Origin of the sequence: Litorerythrobacter xanthomarinus, assembly GCF_046254955.1 — a bacterium.
GTDB lineage: Bacteria > Pseudomonadota > Alphaproteobacteria > Sphingomonadales > Sphingomonadaceae > Qipengyuania_C.
This window is the reverse complement of the sequence record NZ_JBJXRG010000001.1, coordinates 476,873-492,703: the sequence shown is the minus strand read 5'-3', so window position 1 is coordinate 492,703 and position 15,831 is coordinate 476,873. Positions and strand designations below refer to the sequence as shown.

Here is a 15,831-nt window from a genome sequence, read left to right as displayed (position 1 = left end):
TTCAGGCCCATGCGAATCGTGGAAACTCCTAGGGTTAGTGTAATCGCGACTTAACATTTGACGGGTCGGCGAGCTGGAGCTTGGAGCCGGATGTAAAAAGGGCCGACGCTTTTGGCGCCAGCCCCATTGTTCGGCGGGCCCATCAGAGCCCGAATCGAGTCGCGAATCAGAGCGCCGAGACGCGCTTCGTCAGCCGGCTCAGTTTGCGAGCGGCCGTATTCTTGTGCAGCACGCCGCGTGCAACGCCGCGAGCCATTTCAGGCTGGGCAGCCTTGAGCGCTTCGGCAGCGGCAGTCTTGTCGCCAGCCTCACAGGCCGTTTCGACCTTCTTCACGAAACCGCGAATGCGGCTCATGCGCGCAGTGTTGATCTCGGCGCGGCGGTTGTTGCGACGGATGCGCTTTTTTGCTTGCGGCGTATTGGCCATGTTCGTCCTTGTGTCTGACCGCCTTGGGCGGCCGGATTTCCTGTAAAACAAATTTGCTGGATCGGCGATTCACGCCGGAAAGCGCGCCACATAGTCATGCCTGCCCGCAAGGTCAAGAATTGCGTGGGACGAAGCCTGGCCGTGTGGTTAGCCCTAGCGCTGGCACTTAGGGCAGAACCATGTGCTGCGTCCACCCTGGTTGATCCGCCGGATGGTTCCGCCGTCATCCCTGCGGCATGGCTCGCCCTCGCGGCCATAGACATCGAAGCGGGTTGCGAAATAGCCCAGCTCGCCGGTCGGCGCGGCATAATCGCGCAAGGTCGATCCGCCATCGCCGATCGACTGGTTCAGGACCTCCCTTATGTAAGGGACAAGCCGCTCCAGCGCAGGACGAGATACTTTACCGCCCGGTTTGCGCGGATGGATGCCCGCACGAAACAACGCTTCGCAAACATATATATTGCCGAGGCCAGCGACGATCCGCTGGTCGAGCAGGCATAGCTTGATCGCCTGCTTGCGCCCCACGAGAGCGGACTTGAGATGCGCGGCAGTCAGTCCGGGGCCCAGCGGTTCGGGCCCCAGAGCGGCGAATGTGGGCCAGCTCTCCAGGCCCGGAGTTGTGACGAGATCGACTGAACCGAACCGCCGCGGATCGCACAAGGCAAAGCGGTGATCGCTGGTCTCCATTATAAGGTGATCGTGCTTGTCGGGCGCTTCGGGATCGATCCGCCAGCGCCCGCTCATGCCCAGATGGAAGACCAATGTCTGGTCGCGGTCCGTATGGATAAGGCCATATTTGGCGCGCCTACCAAGCGAGGTGACCCTCGCTCCTGTCATTACTTGCACCAGATCTTGTGGAAATGGCCGGCGCAGATCAGCCCGATTGAGCGTGACGCGCGTGATCTCTTCGCCTTCGAGAAAGCGCGCGAGGCCGCGGACTGTGGTTTCGACTTCGGGAAGTTCGGGCATCTGCTTTCCGGCGATTTGGCTAGCTGTCGCGATTGGCTATGGCGGATCGCCGGTTTCGGTGCCAGCCCTCACCCCCCCCCTTAACCCCTTTGCCGTCACCGCAATTCTCTCTAAGGCGCAGCGCATGAACGATATTGTTTCCTTTGGTTATGAAGATATCGCTGCGGACGAGAAGGTCGAGCGCGTCGGCGAGGTCTTCTCCAACGTCGCGCGCAAATATGACATCATGAACGATGCGATGTCAGGCGGCATGCACCGGCTCTGGAAGGATCGCTTTGTGCGGCTGGTGAAACCGCAGCCGGGCGAGGCGGTGCTGGATATGGCGGGCGGCACGGGCGATATTGCCTTCCGCATGGCTGCGCGCGGTGCGGAAGTGACCGTCGCCGATATCAACCAGGATATGCTCGACGTCGGGATCGAGCGGGCGCTCGATCGGGGCATGGATGGCCTCGTCTGGTCCTGCCAGAACGCCGAGCAGCTCAGCTATCCCGATCGCATGTTCGATGCCTATACGATCGCGTTCGGCATCCGCAACGTGACGCATATCGACAAGGCGCTGGCTGAGGCGCACCGCGTGCTCAAGTTCGGCGGGCGGTTCTTCTGTCTCGAATTCTCGACCATGACTTGGCCTGGGATGAAGCAGGCCTATGATCTCTATTCGCACAAGCTCGTACCGCAGATCGGCAAGGTCATCGCGCAGGATGAAGACAGCTATCGCTACCTGATCGAATCGATTCGCCGTTTTCCAGCGATGCCGGAGTTCGAGCAAATGATCCGCGACGCCGGATTCACCAACACGCGGGTCGAACCGATCATGGGCGGCCTTGTCGCGATCCATTCGGGTTGGAAAAGCTGACAGCGTGACAAGACCTAGCACCCATATCTTCCGGCTGCTCAAATGGGGGCGGACGCTTGCGAGGCACGGTGCCTTGCGCGGCATTGAAGCCGATCCGAATACGCCGGGGCCCGTAAAGCGACTGGCACGGGTTGCCCGGTTCGGGACCCTGCAGCCGCGCACCCCCGATTACGCCGGGGCATTCAAGGACATCGGCCCCGCTGCTATCAAGCTTGGCCAGACGCTGGCAACACGCCCCGATCTTGTCGGCGAAGAAGCGGCACGTAATCTTCTCAGCCTGCAGGATGATCTGCCACCGCTGCCGTTCGCCGCAATCGAGCGATCAATCGATGGAACTTTCGCACAGTCCATCTCGGAACTGTTTGCCGAGATCGATCCGGAGCCGGTGGGTTCGGCTTCGATCGCGCAGGTTCACAAGGCCGTGACCAGCGATGGACGCGCAGTCGCGCTCAAGGTCCTGCGCCCTGGAATCCGTGAGCAGTTCGCGCGAGATATCCAGACATACGAGTGGGCCGCAGCGCATCTGGAAGCATTAGGCGGCGAAGCATCTCGGCTGCGACCGCGCCTCGTGGTCGCCAACTTCAAGCGCTGGACCAATCGCGAGCTCGACTTGCGGCGCGAAGCAGCATCAGCATCAGAACTCGCAGACGTGATGCATGCCATCGAAGGCTATCATATCCCGGCAATCGACTGGGACCGGACCAATGGCCGCGTGATGACTGTTGAATGGGTCGACGGCATCAAGATCAGCAAGGTCGATGAATTGCGTGCTGCCGGGCACGATCTCAAATCGCTGGCCAAGCGCCTGGTGCTGGCCTTCCTCCACCAGGCAATCGACGGCGGGTTCTTTCATGCCGACATGCACCAGGGCAACCTGTTCGTGCGCAGCGACGGCACCATCGTCGCAATCGATTTCGGAATTATGGGCCGGATCGATCGGCGCGCGCGGCTATGGCTGGCAGAAATCCTCTATGGTCTCACGACCGGCAATTACCGCCGCGTCGCCGAAATCCACTTCGAAGCGCAATATGTGCCGAGCTACCATTCGGTCGACGAATTTGCGACTGCCCTGCGGGCGGTAGGCGAGCCGATGCGCGGGAAGCCGGTGAGCGAACTCAGCGTAGGCCAGATGCTCGATGGCCTGTTCGCGATTACGCGCGATTTCGACATGCAGACGCAGCCGCACCTCCTTTTGCTGCAAAAGACCATGGTGATGGTCGAGGGGATCGCGACGCAGCTCGATCCAGAGATCAACATGTGGGACACCTCTGCGCCCTACGTGCGCGCATGGATCCGCGACGAGCTCGGCCCGGAAGCCATGCTGGCCGACCGGATCAAGGAAGATACCGAAACACTCCTTCGCCTGCCCGACCTGATCCGCAGGATCGAGGATCGCTTCCCGCCCAAGGGCGGAGCACCTGAACCGCCGCCTTTGCCGGACGTGGAACTGGTCTGGGAGCGGCGCGAGCGGGACGAGGGTTCGGGCCGCTGGCTCGGCTATGCCCTGGCGCTTGGTGCAGGCGCGCTCGGCGCCTGGCTCGCTGCGGCACAAGGATGGATCGGCTAGTCATGGAATCAGTGACGCGTTTCGCATCCGTTTCGCGGGGGCAGGCGCGCGCTTTGATTGCGGCGATTGGCGCGCTGCTGGTGCTGGCGGCAATTGTCTATGTTCCCTCGGCCCCCGAAGAACTGACAGTGGCAGCTGGGCCGGCGCAGCCGGTTGGCGATGCTCCCGTGGCACCCGAGGCTACCGAAGGGGAGCGCGACGATGACTTGGCGCTCTATGACCGGATTACCGAACGTGTCGCGGCGGGCGAAAACTATTACCATGTCGCCGTCGAGGAGCAGCGCGCGCGTAGCTTTCCGGTAAGGCCCGGCTTTGCGGTCCGCCTGCCCACACTGGCGACAGCGAGCGCTGCGCTGGGAGAGACGGGAGTCCTCGCCGCTGGAGCATTGCTTGCGCTGCTCACCTTCTGGGCTTGGTGGCGAAGACTCACGCCGCTTCTGGAACGTCCACCGCGGCGCATCATGGCGCTTGGGTTGCTCGCCGTCGGTGCGGCAGTCGGCTTCAAGCCGACCTATTTCGTGCTCCACGAGGCTTGGGCGGGAATGCTCATCGCGCTCGCGCTTGCGCTTCACCGACCGGGCAAGTGGCGCGCCGCATGGGTTGCTGCTGCATTGGCGCTGGCGATCCGCGAGCATGCGCTTCCTTTCGTCCTCCTGATGGGCGCGTTGGCGATGTGGCGACGCGATTGGCGCGAGACTTTCTTCTGGGGATTGCTGGTGCTGGCCTTCGGCTCGCTCCTATGGACCCATGTCCAGTTGGTCGCGCAGCTTACCGGCCCGCAAGACCCGCTCTCGGCCGGCTGGTTGACCCTGCGCGGTGCGAGTGGCTGGATCGAATTTATCACCTTGTCGAGCGGCCTTTACATGCTGCCAGTGTGGCTTGCCGGGCCGATGGTGATGCTTCCCCTGATCGGCTGGGCCGCGCTCAATGACAGGCTGGGCCTCACCGCAGTCCTGCTTTTCGCAGGTTACGGTCTGCTATTCATGATCGCGGGACGCGCGAACAATTTTTACTGGGGCCTGATGGTGACCCCGGCATGGTTTGTCGGTCTCTATTGGTTGCCGGGCGCGCTACGCGATCTGTGGCAGCGCGCCCGCATGGCGCCTGCCTAGCCGATCCGGTGCGGTAGCACGCGGCTCGCGTAAAGCAGTACGGCGACAGAGACAGCTTCGACCGTCATTGGCATAAATGCCCCGTCATAGCCTCCATCGACGACCACACTCACGATTCGCCCAATCAGCGCAATTGCGAACAAAGCTGCGGCGACCAGCAACAAGTCGCCATTGCGGCGCCATGCACCGATCATCATCGAACCGGCTGCGACGATGAAGAACGCGGTCATGTCCGCGCGAATCGACGAGAGGCCCTGTTCGCCGTTGGCGGAAATTCCGAAATCCGCCCCCGATGATGCAGGATCGAGGAGGAATCCGATCCCCAGCATCAGGTACATCAGGCCTCCGGCAAAGATCAGCCCGGTCAGTATAAGTCGCATGTTTCCCTCTCCCTTGCGCTTTTTTGTGCAGAAAAGCGCTTTGTCAGGCAATCCTTAACCATATCCTTGGCAAGGAGCACAGCAGAACGCTAAGGTTTGGGTTAATTGAGGGGGTATCCGGGATGGATCGAGGCTTCGATCATGCAGGTAGCATGGCGGGCTCTGACGCTGATCCGGACGAGTTTGTCGAGGGTGAAGCAGGGGACGCAGTGACGGAACCGAAAATCCTTCTGATCGTCGGCGGCGGTATCGCGGCTTACAAGGCGTGTGAAGTCGTGCGTCTGATTCGCAAAGGCGGTGGCAGCGTGAATTGCGTTGTGACCGATGGCGGACAGCAATTCGTCACGCCCATGGCGCTCGCCGCATTGAGCGAAAATCCGGTCCACACCACGCTGTGGGACCTCAAGAACGAATCCGAAATGGGCCATATCCAGCTCAGCCGCGAGGCTGATCTGGTCGTCGTGTGCCCAGCGACAGCCGATATTCTCGCCAAGATGGCGGCCGGCATCGCAGACGATCTCGCTACCACGCTGATCCTCGCCACCGACAAGCCGGTGATGGTGGCGCCCGCCATGAATGTGCGGATGTGGGAGCATGAAGCGACCCAGCGCAATGTCGAATGGCTGCGCGAAGCTGGCGTTTCGGTGCTCGAGCCAGACGAAGGCGAAATGGCATGCGGCGAATTCGGCCCAGGCCGCTTGCCTGATCCGGAAGCGATCTGGGCAGCTATCGCCGAGAAATTCGGAATTGACTACGAAGTGCCGGTCAAGGCGGCGCCTTCTTTCGCAGCCGAAGAGGTAGAGGAAGAGCCGGAAGCGGAAGGGGTCGAAACCGAAGACACCGAAGCGGCCTCGCAGGATGCATTGCGCAAGGTTCGCGACGCCGAGCCCGAGGAAGAAGAATACGAGGAAGAGCAACCCAGGAGCGGGCTGGGCAGCTTGCTCTCGGCGATCATCCCGCGTTCGACGAAGAAGCGCACTCACGAAGAGATCGAAGAAGAGGTTGAAGCGGAGCTCGAAGCTGTTGCCGAAATCGAGGCGGAAGAACCTGCTGATGAACCGGTAGAAGTCGAAGAAGCCTCCGATGAGGAAGTCGCCGAGGCACCCGAACCGGGCTTCTCCTCGCTGCTCGCCAGCAAGGGCGGCGCCAAGTCCGCTCCGCCGACCGATCCCGACGCAGTCAATCACGAAGTGGTCGAAGGCAAGCAAGCACCCGAACCAATTCCCGGCGACGACTTCGCGGGCGCCCCGTCGGCTGAACCAGAACCGGTCGATATGGATGCGATTGCACCGCAGGAAGTGGTCGAAGATGCCGTGGCCGGTCAGCCAGCCTTCAGCGACAAACCCGAATACAAGCCGCTCGAAGGCAAGCATGTGCTTATCACTGCCGGGCCGACGCACGAGCCGATCGATCCGGTGCGCTATCTCGCCAATCGCTCGTCTGGCAAGCAGGGCTACTCGATCGCCGCCATGGCTGCAGCGGCAGGCGCGAAGGTCACACTCATTTCCGGCCCGGTAAATCTCACCACGCCTCCGGGAGTAGACCGGATCGACGTTGAGTCGGCAGAAGACATGGCTGCGGCGGTAAAGAAGGCGCTGCCGGCCGATGTCGCGATCATGGCTGCTGCTGTCGCTGACTGGAAGACTAAGGAACGTTCCGGAGCGAAGATGAAGAAGCGCGGCTCGGCACCGCCGGCGCTGTTGCTGACCGAGAATCCGGACATCCTCGCCAATGTCGCTTCGGGCAAGAAACGCCCGGGCCTGCTGATCGGCTTTGCCGCCGAGACCGAAGATGTGGTCGAAAACGCCAAGGTCAAACGCAAGCGCAAGGGCGTCGACTGGATCATCGCCAACGACGTATCGGGCGATGTGATGGGCGGCGATACCAACACGATCCATATCGTGCGTCAGAGCAGCGTGGAAACTCTCGACGAACTGCCGAAGATGGAAGTTGCCAAGATGCTGATCGAGCATGTTGTCGAAGCGCTGAAAGGAAATGCCGAGGATGAGTGATCCGGTAGCTGTAAAGCTGCGCCGACTGCCCCACGGGCAAGGACTCGAATTACCTGCTTACGCTACATCGGGAGCTGCCGGGATGGACGTGCTCTCAGCCGAGACGATCACGATCGCACCGGGATCGCGGCACGCCGTCGCGACGGGCCTTTCTCTCGCTATTCCAGAGGATTACGAGATTCAGGTGCGGCCCCGTTCGGGCCTCGCGCTGAAGCATGGTATTACCGTTCCCAATACTCCGGGCACCATTGATTCCGATTATCGCGGCGAGCTCAAGGTCATCCTGATCAACCACGGCGAGGGCAGCTTTGCCATTGCGCGCGGCGACCGGATTGCGCAGCTGGTACTCGCACCCGTTGTCCAGGCAAGTTGGAACGAAGTCGAGGAGCTCGACGAAACAGTTCGCGGTGAGGGCGGTTTCGGCTCGACCGGAGGCCACGCCAAACTGACGGCCTAGCTGGCTACCAAGGGCTGCATTTTTCGTAGGCCGCTTCATAGCGCTGGAACACCGAATAGGCCGATTCCTCGCCCAATCCATAGCGCGCGAAGAATCCGTAATAGTCTTTGTCCGCTTCCCCGAAATCGGCGAGATAGGCGCGGTGGGCCTGACTGTACTCGGACGGCATATCGACCGTCTTGGCGTAGCAGGCCGCCATCAAATACTCGCGCTGGCGCATTATCGGAATGGCAGAAGCCTTCTTCTGGCCCTCGATCATGGCTTCGGCGATCGCTTTCTGAGAAGTGGTGAGTTCGACGCCTTCGTAAATTTCGGTTCCGTCAGGCATGTCGCATGCGCCCACGAGCAGCGTCCCAGCAAGCACCAGAATGATACGATTCATTGTCATCAGATATTCGTCCCACCTTTCTTATTTGGGCTATAGCATTTGTGTCTTTGCAAACGGTCAATAGCCTGGCCTTTGGATTGCGCGACTTGCCCACGCGATTAGCGGGGCGCATACCAACGGCAAGTATGGACCAGACCATTCTCGACAATGAACCAACACTGCGCCTGGGAGTATTCCTGGGCGTGCTATCGGCGATGGCGCTGTGGGAACTGGCAGTGCCCCGCAGGCGGCAGGAAATTCCGCGCCTGCTGCGCTGGTCCAACAACCTTGCCCTGGTCGCGCTCGACACCGCGATCATGCGGATTGCTTTCCCGGTTTTGGCGGTGGGGTTCGCGGCATTGTCACAAGAACGCGGCTGGGGCCTGTTTAATCTGGTCGAAGTGCCCGGATGGCTTGCGTTTCTCGCCGCATTCCTGCTGCTTGATCTTGCGATCTACGCCCAGCACGTTGTGTTCCACAAGACGCCAGTGCTGTGGCGTTTCCACCGCATGCATCATGCCGACGTGGATTTCGATACGACCACCGGTATCCGCTTCCATCCGATCGAGATCGTCCTCTCGATGCTATACAAACTGGCACTTGTAGGCGCGCTCGGCGCGCCGCCAGCAGCGGTTCTGGTTTTCGAGATTGTGCTCAATGCCACGTCGCTGTTCAACCACGGTAATGTGACCCTCGGCCGCCTTGATCCGCTGTTCCGCAAGCTCATCGTGACGCCTGACATGCACCGCGTTCATCATTCGGTTTGGCGCGAGGAGCATGATACAAATTTCGGGTTCAATTTCTCGTTCTGGGATCGGCTGTTCGGGACCTATCTCGCCCAGCCAGCAAAGGGACATGATCGAATGACAATCGGTCTCGCGCATTTCCGCGAGCGACGTGAACAGTGGCTCGACCGGCTTCTGTGGCAACCATTTAAAGGCGAAGCTCGGCTGCGAAAAGAAAAGGCGGACTCCGAAGACCCCGCCTCTCTTGGTGATTAAATTTCAGGTTCGTTTTAGTCGATCCGGCGGACCTTGTTCGCTTCTTCCGGCTTGACCGTGATGCGCAGCGTTTCGCCGGAATTGCCCGGGAAATCGGTGAACATCGCATCGACCAGATTCGGCACAAGGTGCTGCAACCGGTTCGATGTCGATACGGCCTGGGCCTTGCCTTCAAAGAGCCGCTCACCGTCCCTGCGATCGATCTTCATGTCGATCCCGCTGGTGTAAACGGTGTAACTGCGCACGTCCGGCTCGTCGAACCATGGATCGTAGAAGCCGTAACCCCAACCGCGGCCATAGCCGAGGCGATGGCGGTAAAAGCGGCTGCGGTAGCCATAGCCGTACCATGGATCCCAGAACGGATCGCGGTACCGACCGGTCGTGCGGACGCGCTCACGCCCATCGTCGACACCGTAGTCGAAGCGTACCAGCAGGCTGGCATTGTCAGGCGAGCCCTGCGTGTATCCCAGGCGCTCCATCTGCGCTTCTACGAGATCTGCATATTGTGCAAACTCGAGTCCGCCAGCAAGCTTCGGATCGTCGGCAACGACGGCAAAGGTCTCACCCTGCGGAGCAGGCAGCTGGGCCTGGAAACGCGAAACGTCGGCCTTGAACGGCGCGGCACATGCAGCAAGGCTGGCCAGAAGCAGTGGCACGGAAGCCATTTTGATACTGCTTTGCAGCGTTTTCTTCTTGGTCATCTTAATAATCCTCTTCGAAAACATATGCAGCTCGGCCGCCCCTCAAACCGGTCGCAAGCTGTCATCGATAGGGAAGGTTGTAAAGAACAACCGGTGAACCGAGTTTGAACACCTATCCTAACAAAAGTTAAGGATAATCCGTTATTTACCTCTGACCAGTCCGAGCGCATCATAGGTCGCAGTCAATGTCGGCCCGCCCAGTTCGCGTGCCTTGGCGGCGCCGCGGGCCAGGATGGCATCGAGCGATTCGCGGTCATCCTTGAGTTCGCGGAAGCGCTCACCGATTGGCGCGAGCGTTTCAACAAGCAGCTCGCCAAGCGCGGGTTTGAACTTTCCGAAGCCTTCGCCGCCAAATGTTGCGAGCACTTGGTCCATGCTTTCATCGGCCAACGCGGCATAGATCCCGACAAGGTTCTGCGCCTCGGCGCGGCCTTCGAGTCCCTTGGCTTCCGACGGGAGCGGTTCGGGATCGGTCTTGGCCTTCTTGACCTTCTTCATGATCTCGTCCGCGTCGTCGGCAAGATTGATCCGGCTCATGTCGGACGGGTCGGACTTGCTCATTTTGGCATTGCCATCGCGCAGGCTCATGATCCGTGCGGCTTCGGGCGGGATGATCGGCTCGGGCAGGGTGAAGACGGGAGCATCTTCTGAAGCGAAGTCCTTGTTGAACTTCTGCGCGATATCGCGGGCCAGCTCGAGATGCTGCTTTTGGTCCTCACCCACAGGAACATGCGTCGCCTGGTAGAGCAGCACGTCGGCCGCTTGCAGCACCGGATAGGTGAACAATGCGATCGATGCGCCCTCGCGGTTCTTGCCCGATTTGTCCTTGAACTGCGTCATGCGGTTCAGCCAGCCCATCCGCGCGGTTCCATTGAGCAACCACTGCAGCTCGGAATGGGCCGGGACCTGGGCCTGGTTGAATAGCACGGCCTTGTTTGGATCGACTCCGCAGGCAACCAGCGTGGCGACCAGCTCCAGTGTCGATGCGTATAGTTCCTTTGGATCGTGCGGCATCGAAAGGGCATGGAGATCGGCGAGGAAGATCAGGCACTCACCGCCCGCAGCAACGGCGTCGTCCTGCAGCTTCACGTAATTGCGGATCGCTCCAAGGTAATTACCGAGATGAGGCTGGCCCGTGGGCTGGATGCCGGAAACAACGCGCATGAAAAATCCTGTGAATCAGCTTTGGCGGCGCATTAGGCGCTGGATGGTCGCCTTGTCGAGCACCCCGAGCGCCGCAGCGCAGATTGCGTAACTCACTGCGCCAATCACGATCAGCGCTGCAATGGCGAGACCACGCTCCGCCGTGCTGCCGGTAAAATAGGGATCGCCGATCGGCATCGCGTACCAGAGCGCTGCGCCCATGATCAGCGCGGCGAGAACGATGCGCCCGATCCTTCCGATCACGCGCGGTGTCAGGCGGAAGAAGTTTCGTCTCACGAGGATCACGTAGAGCAGCGCGGTGTTAACCCAGGCCCCGATCGCTCCGGCTATCGCGAGGGCAAGGACCCCTAGACGGGGAACGAGGTACAAATTGATCGCCACCGTCACGAGCAGGCTTACCGCTGCAGTGTAGACCGGTGTGCGCGTATCCTTGCGCGCGAAGAAATTGGGCGTCAGCACCTTGACCAGGACATAGGCCGGCAGGCCGATCACAAGGCCGGAAACAACCGTCCCGGTGATCATCGCATCCTCGGGAGTGAAGGCTCCCGACTGCATGAAGACACGCACGAATGCGCTGCCGGTGAAAAACAGTGCCACCGCTGCAGGTACCGTCAGCAGCATGGCCAGCTCGATCGCGTTGGATTGCAATCGCTGCGCCTGATCGGATTCGTCGCTAGCGATATGACGGCTCAGCGCGGGCAGGATCGCGGTGCCAAGCGCAATGCCGATGATTCCGAGCGGCAACTGGTTCCAGCGGTCGGCCATTGCCATGTAGGTGAGCGAGCCATCAGGCAGCCCCCGGATAAAGGCGAGGTCGATGAAGCGGCTGATCTGGTAGACACCCGCGCCGAACACCGCAGGCACGATCAGTACGCCCATTTCCTTGACTCTTTGGGTGACGCGTGGCCGCCCGAAGGGGATCGAGAACCCGGCGCGCCGCATCCAGAACACCAGCCAGACGAGCTGGAGCAGCCCGCTCACCGAAACGGCAATGGCGAGGTAAAGCCCGGTCGCTTGCCGGGTTTCTTCGCCCGCGGGTTGGAATGCGCCCCAGAACAACGCTGCAAGCAGGCAGATATTGAGCAGGATCGGCGCCGCTGCCGCTGCGGCAAAACGCGATAGCGAATTGAGCACTGCCGCCGTCAGCGTCGCGAGGCTCATGAACAGCAGATAGGGGAACGCGATCTGGCCCATGAGTACGGCCAGCGCGTAGTTCTCAGGGTCGGCCCGCAGTTCGGGGTTGGCGAATAGCCACAAGATCCACGGCATGCCGATCATCATGGCCGCGCCGAACAGCACAAGTATCGGCAGCAGCACCGCAAGCACCTCGCTTGCGAAGCGCCTTGCAGCTGGCTCGCCCTCGTTCATATGGCGATTGAACAGCGGTACGAAGGCGCTGGCAAACGCGCCTTCTGCGAACAGGCGGCGGAAGAGATTGGGCAGCTGGAAGGCCAGCTGCCAGGCATCGGCCACTCCGCCTGCGCCCAGGACGCGGGCCAGCATGATGTCGCGGACGAATCCGAACACCCGACTGACCGCAGTCAAACCGCCGATTGTGCCAACGTTCTTGAGCAGGCTCATCGTGCTGCCCCGACGCTGCGATCAGTTCGTCGGCTTGCCGTAGACTTCGCTCGGCTCGATACCCTGGCCGCGCCGCTCTTCGAGTTGCTGCGCATACAGGCTCTGGAAATCGATCGGGTCCATCATCAGCGGCGGGAAACCGGTGTCGCGAACCGCATCGGCGACCACGCGGCGTGCGAAGGGGAACAGCAGACGCGGTGCTTCGGCGAACAGGAAGGCATGCATCTGCTCATCCGGAACATTACGCATACCGAAGAGGCCGCAATAGCTCAGCTCGACCAGATAGAGATTACCCTTGTCGGTCTTCGCAGCCAGATTGATCTTGAGTTCGACCTCGTGAACCTCGTCATTCACCTTCACCGAACCGATGTTGAACTGCAGGTCGATATCGGGCTGTTCTTGCCACTGGTAGCATTCCGGCGCGTTGGGATTTTCGACCGACATGTCTTTGACATATTGGGAAATCAACCCAATCGCGGGAAGGTTGTCGGCACCATTCCCCGCGCCTGGGTCCATGTTGAGATCGGTGAGAATGTCGCCATCGTCGGCCATTGTTCTGATACTTTCTTCCAGGAGTAGAGGGTCTGCCCGGCAGGGCAGGAATTGGGCGCGCGCCTAGCACTGCGCGGGCTGCTTCGCAACTCGCCGCATAAAGGCCACGCCCACAGGACATTCTCGCCAACTCAGCCGTTGTTCATTTGTAATTCGCTCCTATTTAGGGCAGTGCAAAGTAAGGCGCTGAACCACCAAAGGCGTCGGAAAGTGGAAAGCGGGACAGTGATCGTCGAAATCGTCATTCTTGCCATGGTTGCAGCATTTCTGGGACTGCGGCTCTATTCGGTGCTCGGCCAGCGCGCCGAACATGAAGAAGAGCCGGCCGTGACGCGCTTCGATCCCTCGGAACGCGAAGCGCAGCGCGACATGCCTGCCAACAAACCTGCGCAAGTGATCCAGCCGCGCCAGCTCCAGCTCGATGGCGCCATGCCTGCGGTCGAGCGCGGGGTGCGCGAAATCGCTGCGGCTGACCGAACTTTCGACATCTCCTCCTTCCTCGAAGGCGCGAAGGGCGCCTACCAGATGATCCTCGAAGCATTCTGGAACGGCGATCGCGAAACGCTCAAGGAATTGTGTGACGATGACGTCTACAAGGGCTTCGAAGCCGCGATTAGCGAACGCGAAGCGGCCGGAGAGACGCTTGATAACAGCCTGGTGCGGATCGAAGATACCAAGATTCATTCCGCGATGCTCGATGGCAGGATCGCGCGCGTCGGCGTGCTGTTCGTCGCTGACATAGCTGCCGTAACGCGTGACAAGGATGGCAACATGATTGCCGGTTCGCTCGACGATGCGATTGAAAGCCGGGACATCTGGACCTTCTCGCGCGATGTGACCGCCGCCGGTCCTGACTGGCTGCTAGACGAAACCGACGAAGGCTGATCACTATGATTTCGCGCCTGCGCGCCCCGGCTGCGCTTGCAGGCCTTGTCTTGTTGGGCGCCTGTGTTCGCCTCATTCCGGATTCCGCACCGCCTGCTGCAGGGGCTCCCCCTGTGCCAGAACAGGCAACACCGGCGCCTCAGCCGACGTCGGAGCCTTCCCCATCGGCTATTCCCGAGACAGCGAGGTTGCTCGGTGTCAGCGCAGGACCTTCGGTGGCTGCGCTGGGCTTGGAGCAGGGCGATGCCGCTGGCGCATTGGCATCGTTCAAGGAGAGCTGCCCCAAATTGCTGGCGCGCGGGGATGTCAGCGGCCTGACCCGCACAGCCGACTGGCAGTCGCCTTGCGACATCGCGAAGTCCTGGCCCGCCGGTTCGGCGATCGGCTTCTTCACCCAGCATTTTGAAACCTTGCGTATCGGTGATGGCAATGCCTTCGCAACCGGCTACTTCGAGCCGGAGATTGCCGGATCGCGTGATCGGCGGGTTGGCTACGATGTGCCCGTCTACGCCAAACCGCCCGAGCTGGTCCGTGAATGGCCTTCCAGTACACCTCTTTCAGCGCGCACAGGCCGCGCGCCTTTGGGGCGCAAGGACGCGACCGGAGAGATGGTCGCCTATTACGAACGCTCCGAGATAGAACAGGGCGCTCTCGCTAACCGCGGGCTCGAGATTGCATGGGCTGCCGACCCGGTAGAGTTCTTTTTCCTGCAAATTCAGGGTTCGGGCATGCTCCGTCTTCCCGACGGCAGCATCATGCGGATCGGCTACGATGGGCAGAACGGGCGTGAATACGTTGGTATTGGCTCGGTTATGCGCGAACGCGGCTTGCTGGGCGAGGCTCCGGGCCAATATGCCGGATCGATGCAGGGCATCATGCAGTATATCAGCGAGAACCCCGAAGAGGGCGCCGAATTGATGCGGCTCAACAAGAGCTGGATTTTCTTCCGCGAATTGACCACCGATGGGCCTCTTGGGGCGCTCGGCGTGCCGGTGCGCCGCGAAAGTTCGGTTGCGACCGATCCGCGTTATGTGCCGCTCGGTGCGCCCGTTTTCCTCGATCTGGACCGCGATGTCGCGGATGGCTTGTGGATCGCGCAGGATACGGGCGGCGCGATCAAGGGCCCCAACCGCTTTGACACCTTCTGGGGCAATGGACCGGATGCGCGTCGAATTGCCGGCGGGATGAGCGCCAGGGGAGATGCGCTGGTGCTGGTGCCGAGAGGCACGCGGGCCCGCCTGCTGGAACAATGAGCACGCCGCGCGGCCTGAGCGCAGAGGAAGCCGCGATCTGGGCGAAGGTTGCTTCCACGGTTACTCCGATGGAGGGCAAGCGAGCGCCTGTCATCCAGAAGGCAGTGCCAGCAGTCAGTCCAAGAAAGCAAAAGCCGGTCGTGGCGCCAGAGGTCACAAAGCCTTTCCCGTCGAAACCACAATCCGCCACAACGCAGGGCGGCGGGCTTGATTCCCACTGGGATCGCAAGCTCAAGGCGGGCAGCATCGAACCCGATTTCACGCTCGACCTTCACGGGGCTTCGCTCGATGGAGCCTACAATCGCCTGATGGACGGGCTGCGCCAGGCCAATGCCATGGGCGCGCGTGTAGTTCTCCTCGTCACAGGCAAACCGCGGCCGGTTGATCCGGCCGATCGCGGTCACAAGCGCGGCGCAATTCGGGCCAAGATCCTCGACTGGCTGGCAGCCAGCGAATTCAGCTCCGACATCGCTGCCGTGCGCCGCTCGCACCGAAGGCACGGCGGCGACGGGGCGCTGTACCTAGTGCTTAAGCGGGGCCGATAATC

General features: G+C 61.1%; 17 protein-coding genes. 9 read left to right on the top strand and 8 right to left on the bottom strand.

What is annotated here, in order from left to right; genetic code table 11:
- Nucleotides 1–166 precede the first annotated feature (166 nt).
- Complete coding sequence (rpsT, locus tag ACEWMW_RS02530) at nt 167–427, bottom strand: 30S ribosomal protein S20 (RefSeq protein ID WP_409412319.1); 261 nt, start codon at nt 425–427, stop codon at nt 167–169.
- Nucleotides 428–580: 153 nt separating this feature from the next.
- Nucleotides 581–1,396: a bifunctional DNA-formamidopyrimidine glycosylase/DNA-(apurinic or apyrimidinic site) lyase gene (mutM, locus tag ACEWMW_RS02525; RefSeq protein WP_409412318.1), complete on the bottom strand. Its 816-nt coding sequence runs from the start codon at nt 1,394–1,396 to the stop codon at nt 581–583.
- Nucleotides 1,397–1,520: 124 nt separating this feature from the next.
- On the opposite strand from mutM, the gene ACEWMW_RS02520 reads away from it, so the two are divergent.
- From ACEWMW_RS02520 to ACEWMW_RS02510, 3 genes are read left to right on the top strand one after another with little or no spacing between them, the layout of a single operon-like run.
- Complete coding sequence (locus ACEWMW_RS02520; RefSeq protein WP_409412317.1) at nt 1,521–2,252, top strand: class I SAM-dependent methyltransferase; 732 nt, start codon at nt 1,521–1,523, stop codon at nt 2,250–2,252.
- A gap of 4 nt (nt 2,253–2,256) precedes the next feature.
- Nucleotides 2,257–3,819, top strand: coding sequence for a 2-polyprenylphenol 6-hydroxylase (gene ubiB / locus ACEWMW_RS02515; RefSeq protein WP_409412316.1), 1,563 nt, complete (start codon nt 2,257–2,259; stop codon nt 3,817–3,819).
- A 2-nt stretch (nt 3,820–3,821) separates the two neighbouring features.
- Nucleotides 3,822–4,931 (top strand): hypothetical protein, encoded by a 1,110-nt coding sequence (locus ACEWMW_RS02510; RefSeq protein WP_409412315.1) that lies wholly within the window; start codon nt 3,822–3,824, stop codon nt 4,929–4,931.
- Here the strand turns inward: ACEWMW_RS02510 and ACEWMW_RS02505 are convergent.
- The gene (locus tag ACEWMW_RS02505) at nt 4,928–5,311 is read right to left on the bottom strand and encodes a DUF4345 family protein (protein ID WP_409412314.1); all 384 of its coding nucleotides are present in this window, start codon (nt 5,309–5,311) and stop codon (nt 4,928–4,930) included. The two genes, ACEWMW_RS02510 and ACEWMW_RS02505, sit on opposite strands and share 4 nt — an antisense overlap.
- 122 nt (nt 5,312–5,433) lie before the next feature.
- Between ACEWMW_RS02505 and ACEWMW_RS02500 the strand changes: the two genes are divergently transcribed.
- Together ACEWMW_RS02500 and dut are read left to right on the top strand one after the other, a co-directional pair.
- Nucleotides 5,434–7,323, top strand: a complete 1,890-nt coding sequence (locus tag ACEWMW_RS02500; protein ID WP_409412313.1) for a bifunctional phosphopantothenoylcysteine decarboxylase/phosphopantothenate synthase — start codon at nt 5,434–5,436, stop codon at nt 7,321–7,323.
- Nucleotides 7,316–7,780: a dUTP diphosphatase gene (dut, locus tag ACEWMW_RS02495; protein WP_409412312.1), complete on the top strand. Its 465-nt coding sequence runs from the start codon at nt 7,316–7,318 to the stop codon at nt 7,778–7,780. Before ACEWMW_RS02500 ends, dut begins: the two co-directional genes overlap by 8 nt.
- Before the next feature lie 4 nt (nt 7,781–7,784).
- On the opposite strand, the gene ACEWMW_RS02490 is transcribed toward dut, so the two are convergent.
- Complete coding sequence (locus ACEWMW_RS02490; protein ID WP_409412311.1) at nt 7,785–8,162, bottom strand: hypothetical protein; 378 nt, start codon at nt 8,160–8,162, stop codon at nt 7,785–7,787.
- Nucleotides 8,163–8,293: 131 nt separating this feature from the next.
- Between ACEWMW_RS02490 and ACEWMW_RS02485 the strand changes: the two genes are divergently transcribed.
- On the top strand, nt 8,294–9,148 hold the full coding sequence (locus ACEWMW_RS02485) for a sterol desaturase family protein (RefSeq protein ID WP_409412310.1): 855 nt from the start codon (nt 8,294–8,296) through the stop codon (nt 9,146–9,148).
- A 14-nt stretch (nt 9,149–9,162) separates the two neighbouring features.
- On the opposite strand, the gene ACEWMW_RS02480 is transcribed toward ACEWMW_RS02485, so the two are convergent.
- From ACEWMW_RS02480 to secB, 4 genes are all read right to left on the bottom strand, one after another.
- Nucleotides 9,163–9,849, bottom strand: a complete 687-nt coding sequence (locus ACEWMW_RS02480; protein ID WP_409412309.1) for a DUF4136 domain-containing protein — start codon at nt 9,847–9,849, stop codon at nt 9,163–9,165.
- Between the two features lie 141 nt (nt 9,850–9,990).
- Complete coding sequence (gene trpS / locus ACEWMW_RS02475; RefSeq protein WP_409412308.1) at nt 9,991–11,013, bottom strand: tryptophan--tRNA ligase; 1,023 nt, start codon at nt 11,011–11,013, stop codon at nt 9,991–9,993.
- A gap of 15 nt (nt 11,014–11,028) precedes the next feature.
- On the bottom strand, nt 11,029–12,594 hold the full coding sequence (murJ, locus tag ACEWMW_RS02470) for a murein biosynthesis integral membrane protein MurJ (protein ID WP_409412307.1): 1,566 nt from the start codon (nt 12,592–12,594) through the stop codon (nt 11,029–11,031).
- 21 nt (nt 12,595–12,615) lie between these two features.
- The gene (secB, locus tag ACEWMW_RS02465; protein ID WP_409412306.1) at nt 12,616–13,146 is read right to left on the bottom strand and encodes a protein-export chaperone SecB; all 531 of its coding nucleotides are present in this window, start codon (nt 13,144–13,146) and stop codon (nt 12,616–12,618) included.
- A gap of 225 nt (nt 13,147–13,371) precedes the next feature.
- Here secB and ACEWMW_RS02460 point away from each other — a divergent pair, with 225 nt between their 5' ends.
- The 3 genes from ACEWMW_RS02460 (at nt 13,372) to ACEWMW_RS02450 (ending at nt 15,829) form a co-directional block, all read left to right on the top strand.
- Nucleotides 13,372–14,031 (top strand): Tim44/TimA family putative adaptor protein, encoded by a 660-nt coding sequence (locus ACEWMW_RS02460; RefSeq protein WP_409413592.1) that lies wholly within the window; start codon nt 13,372–13,374, stop codon nt 14,029–14,031.
- Nucleotides 14,032–14,246: 215 nt separating this feature from the next.
- Nucleotides 14,247–15,284 (top strand): murein transglycosylase A, encoded by a 1,038-nt coding sequence (gene mltA / locus ACEWMW_RS02455; RefSeq protein WP_409412305.1) that lies wholly within the window; start codon nt 14,247–14,249, stop codon nt 15,282–15,284.
- The gene (locus ACEWMW_RS02450; RefSeq protein ID WP_409412304.1) at nt 15,281–15,829 is read left to right on the top strand and encodes a Smr/MutS family protein; all 549 of its coding nucleotides are present in this window, start codon (nt 15,281–15,283) and stop codon (nt 15,827–15,829) included. Before mltA ends, ACEWMW_RS02450 begins: the two co-directional genes overlap by 4 nt.
- The last annotated feature ends 2 nt before the right edge of the window (nt 15,830–15,831 follow it).

Bases quoted from the DNA above. Each gene is read 5' to 3' on its own strand.
- ACEWMW_RS02480 (WP_409412309.1), bottom strand. From the start codon at position 9,849: ATGACCAAGAAGAAAACGCTGCAAAGCAGTATCAAAATGGCTTCCGTG.
- trpS (WP_409412308.1), bottom strand. From the start codon at position 11,013: ATGCGCGTTGTTTCCGGCATCCAGCCCACGGGCCAGCCTCATCTCGGT.
- secB (WP_409412306.1), bottom strand. From the start codon at position 13,146: ATGGCCGACGATGGCGACATTCTCACCGATCTCAACATGGACCCAGGC.
- dut (WP_409412312.1), top strand. From the start codon at position 7,316: ATGAGTGATCCGGTAGCTGTAAAGCTGCGCCGACTGCCCCACGGGCAA.
- murJ (WP_409412307.1), bottom strand. From the start codon at position 12,594: ATGAGCCTGCTCAAGAACGTTGGCACAATCGGCGGTTTGACTGCGGTC.
- ACEWMW_RS02520 (WP_409412317.1), top strand. From the start codon at position 1,521: ATGAACGATATTGTTTCCTTTGGTTATGAAGATATCGCTGCGGACGAG.
- ACEWMW_RS02450 (WP_409412304.1), top strand. From the start codon at position 15,281: ATGAGCACGCCGCGCGGCCTGAGCGCAGAGGAAGCCGCGATCTGGGCG.
- ACEWMW_RS02490 (WP_409412311.1), bottom strand. From the start codon at position 8,162: ATGAATCGTATCATTCTGGTGCTTGCTGGGACGCTGCTCGTGGGCGCA.
- ACEWMW_RS02505 (WP_409412314.1), bottom strand. From the start codon at position 5,311: ATGCGACTTATACTGACCGGGCTGATCTTTGCCGGAGGCCTGATGTAC.
- rpsT (WP_409412319.1), bottom strand. From the start codon at position 427: ATGGCCAATACGCCGCAAGCAAAAAAGCGCATCCGTCGCAACAACCGC.
- ACEWMW_RS02500 (WP_409412313.1), top strand. From the start codon at position 5,434: ATGGATCGAGGCTTCGATCATGCAGGTAGCATGGCGGGCTCTGACGCT.
- ACEWMW_RS02510 (WP_409412315.1), top strand. From the start codon at position 3,822: ATGGAATCAGTGACGCGTTTCGCATCCGTTTCGCGGGGGCAGGCGCGC.
- mutM (WP_409412318.1), bottom strand. From the start codon at position 1,396: ATGCCCGAACTTCCCGAAGTCGAAACCACAGTCCGCGGCCTCGCGCGC.
- ACEWMW_RS02485 (WP_409412310.1), top strand. From the start codon at position 8,294: ATGGACCAGACCATTCTCGACAATGAACCAACACTGCGCCTGGGAGTA.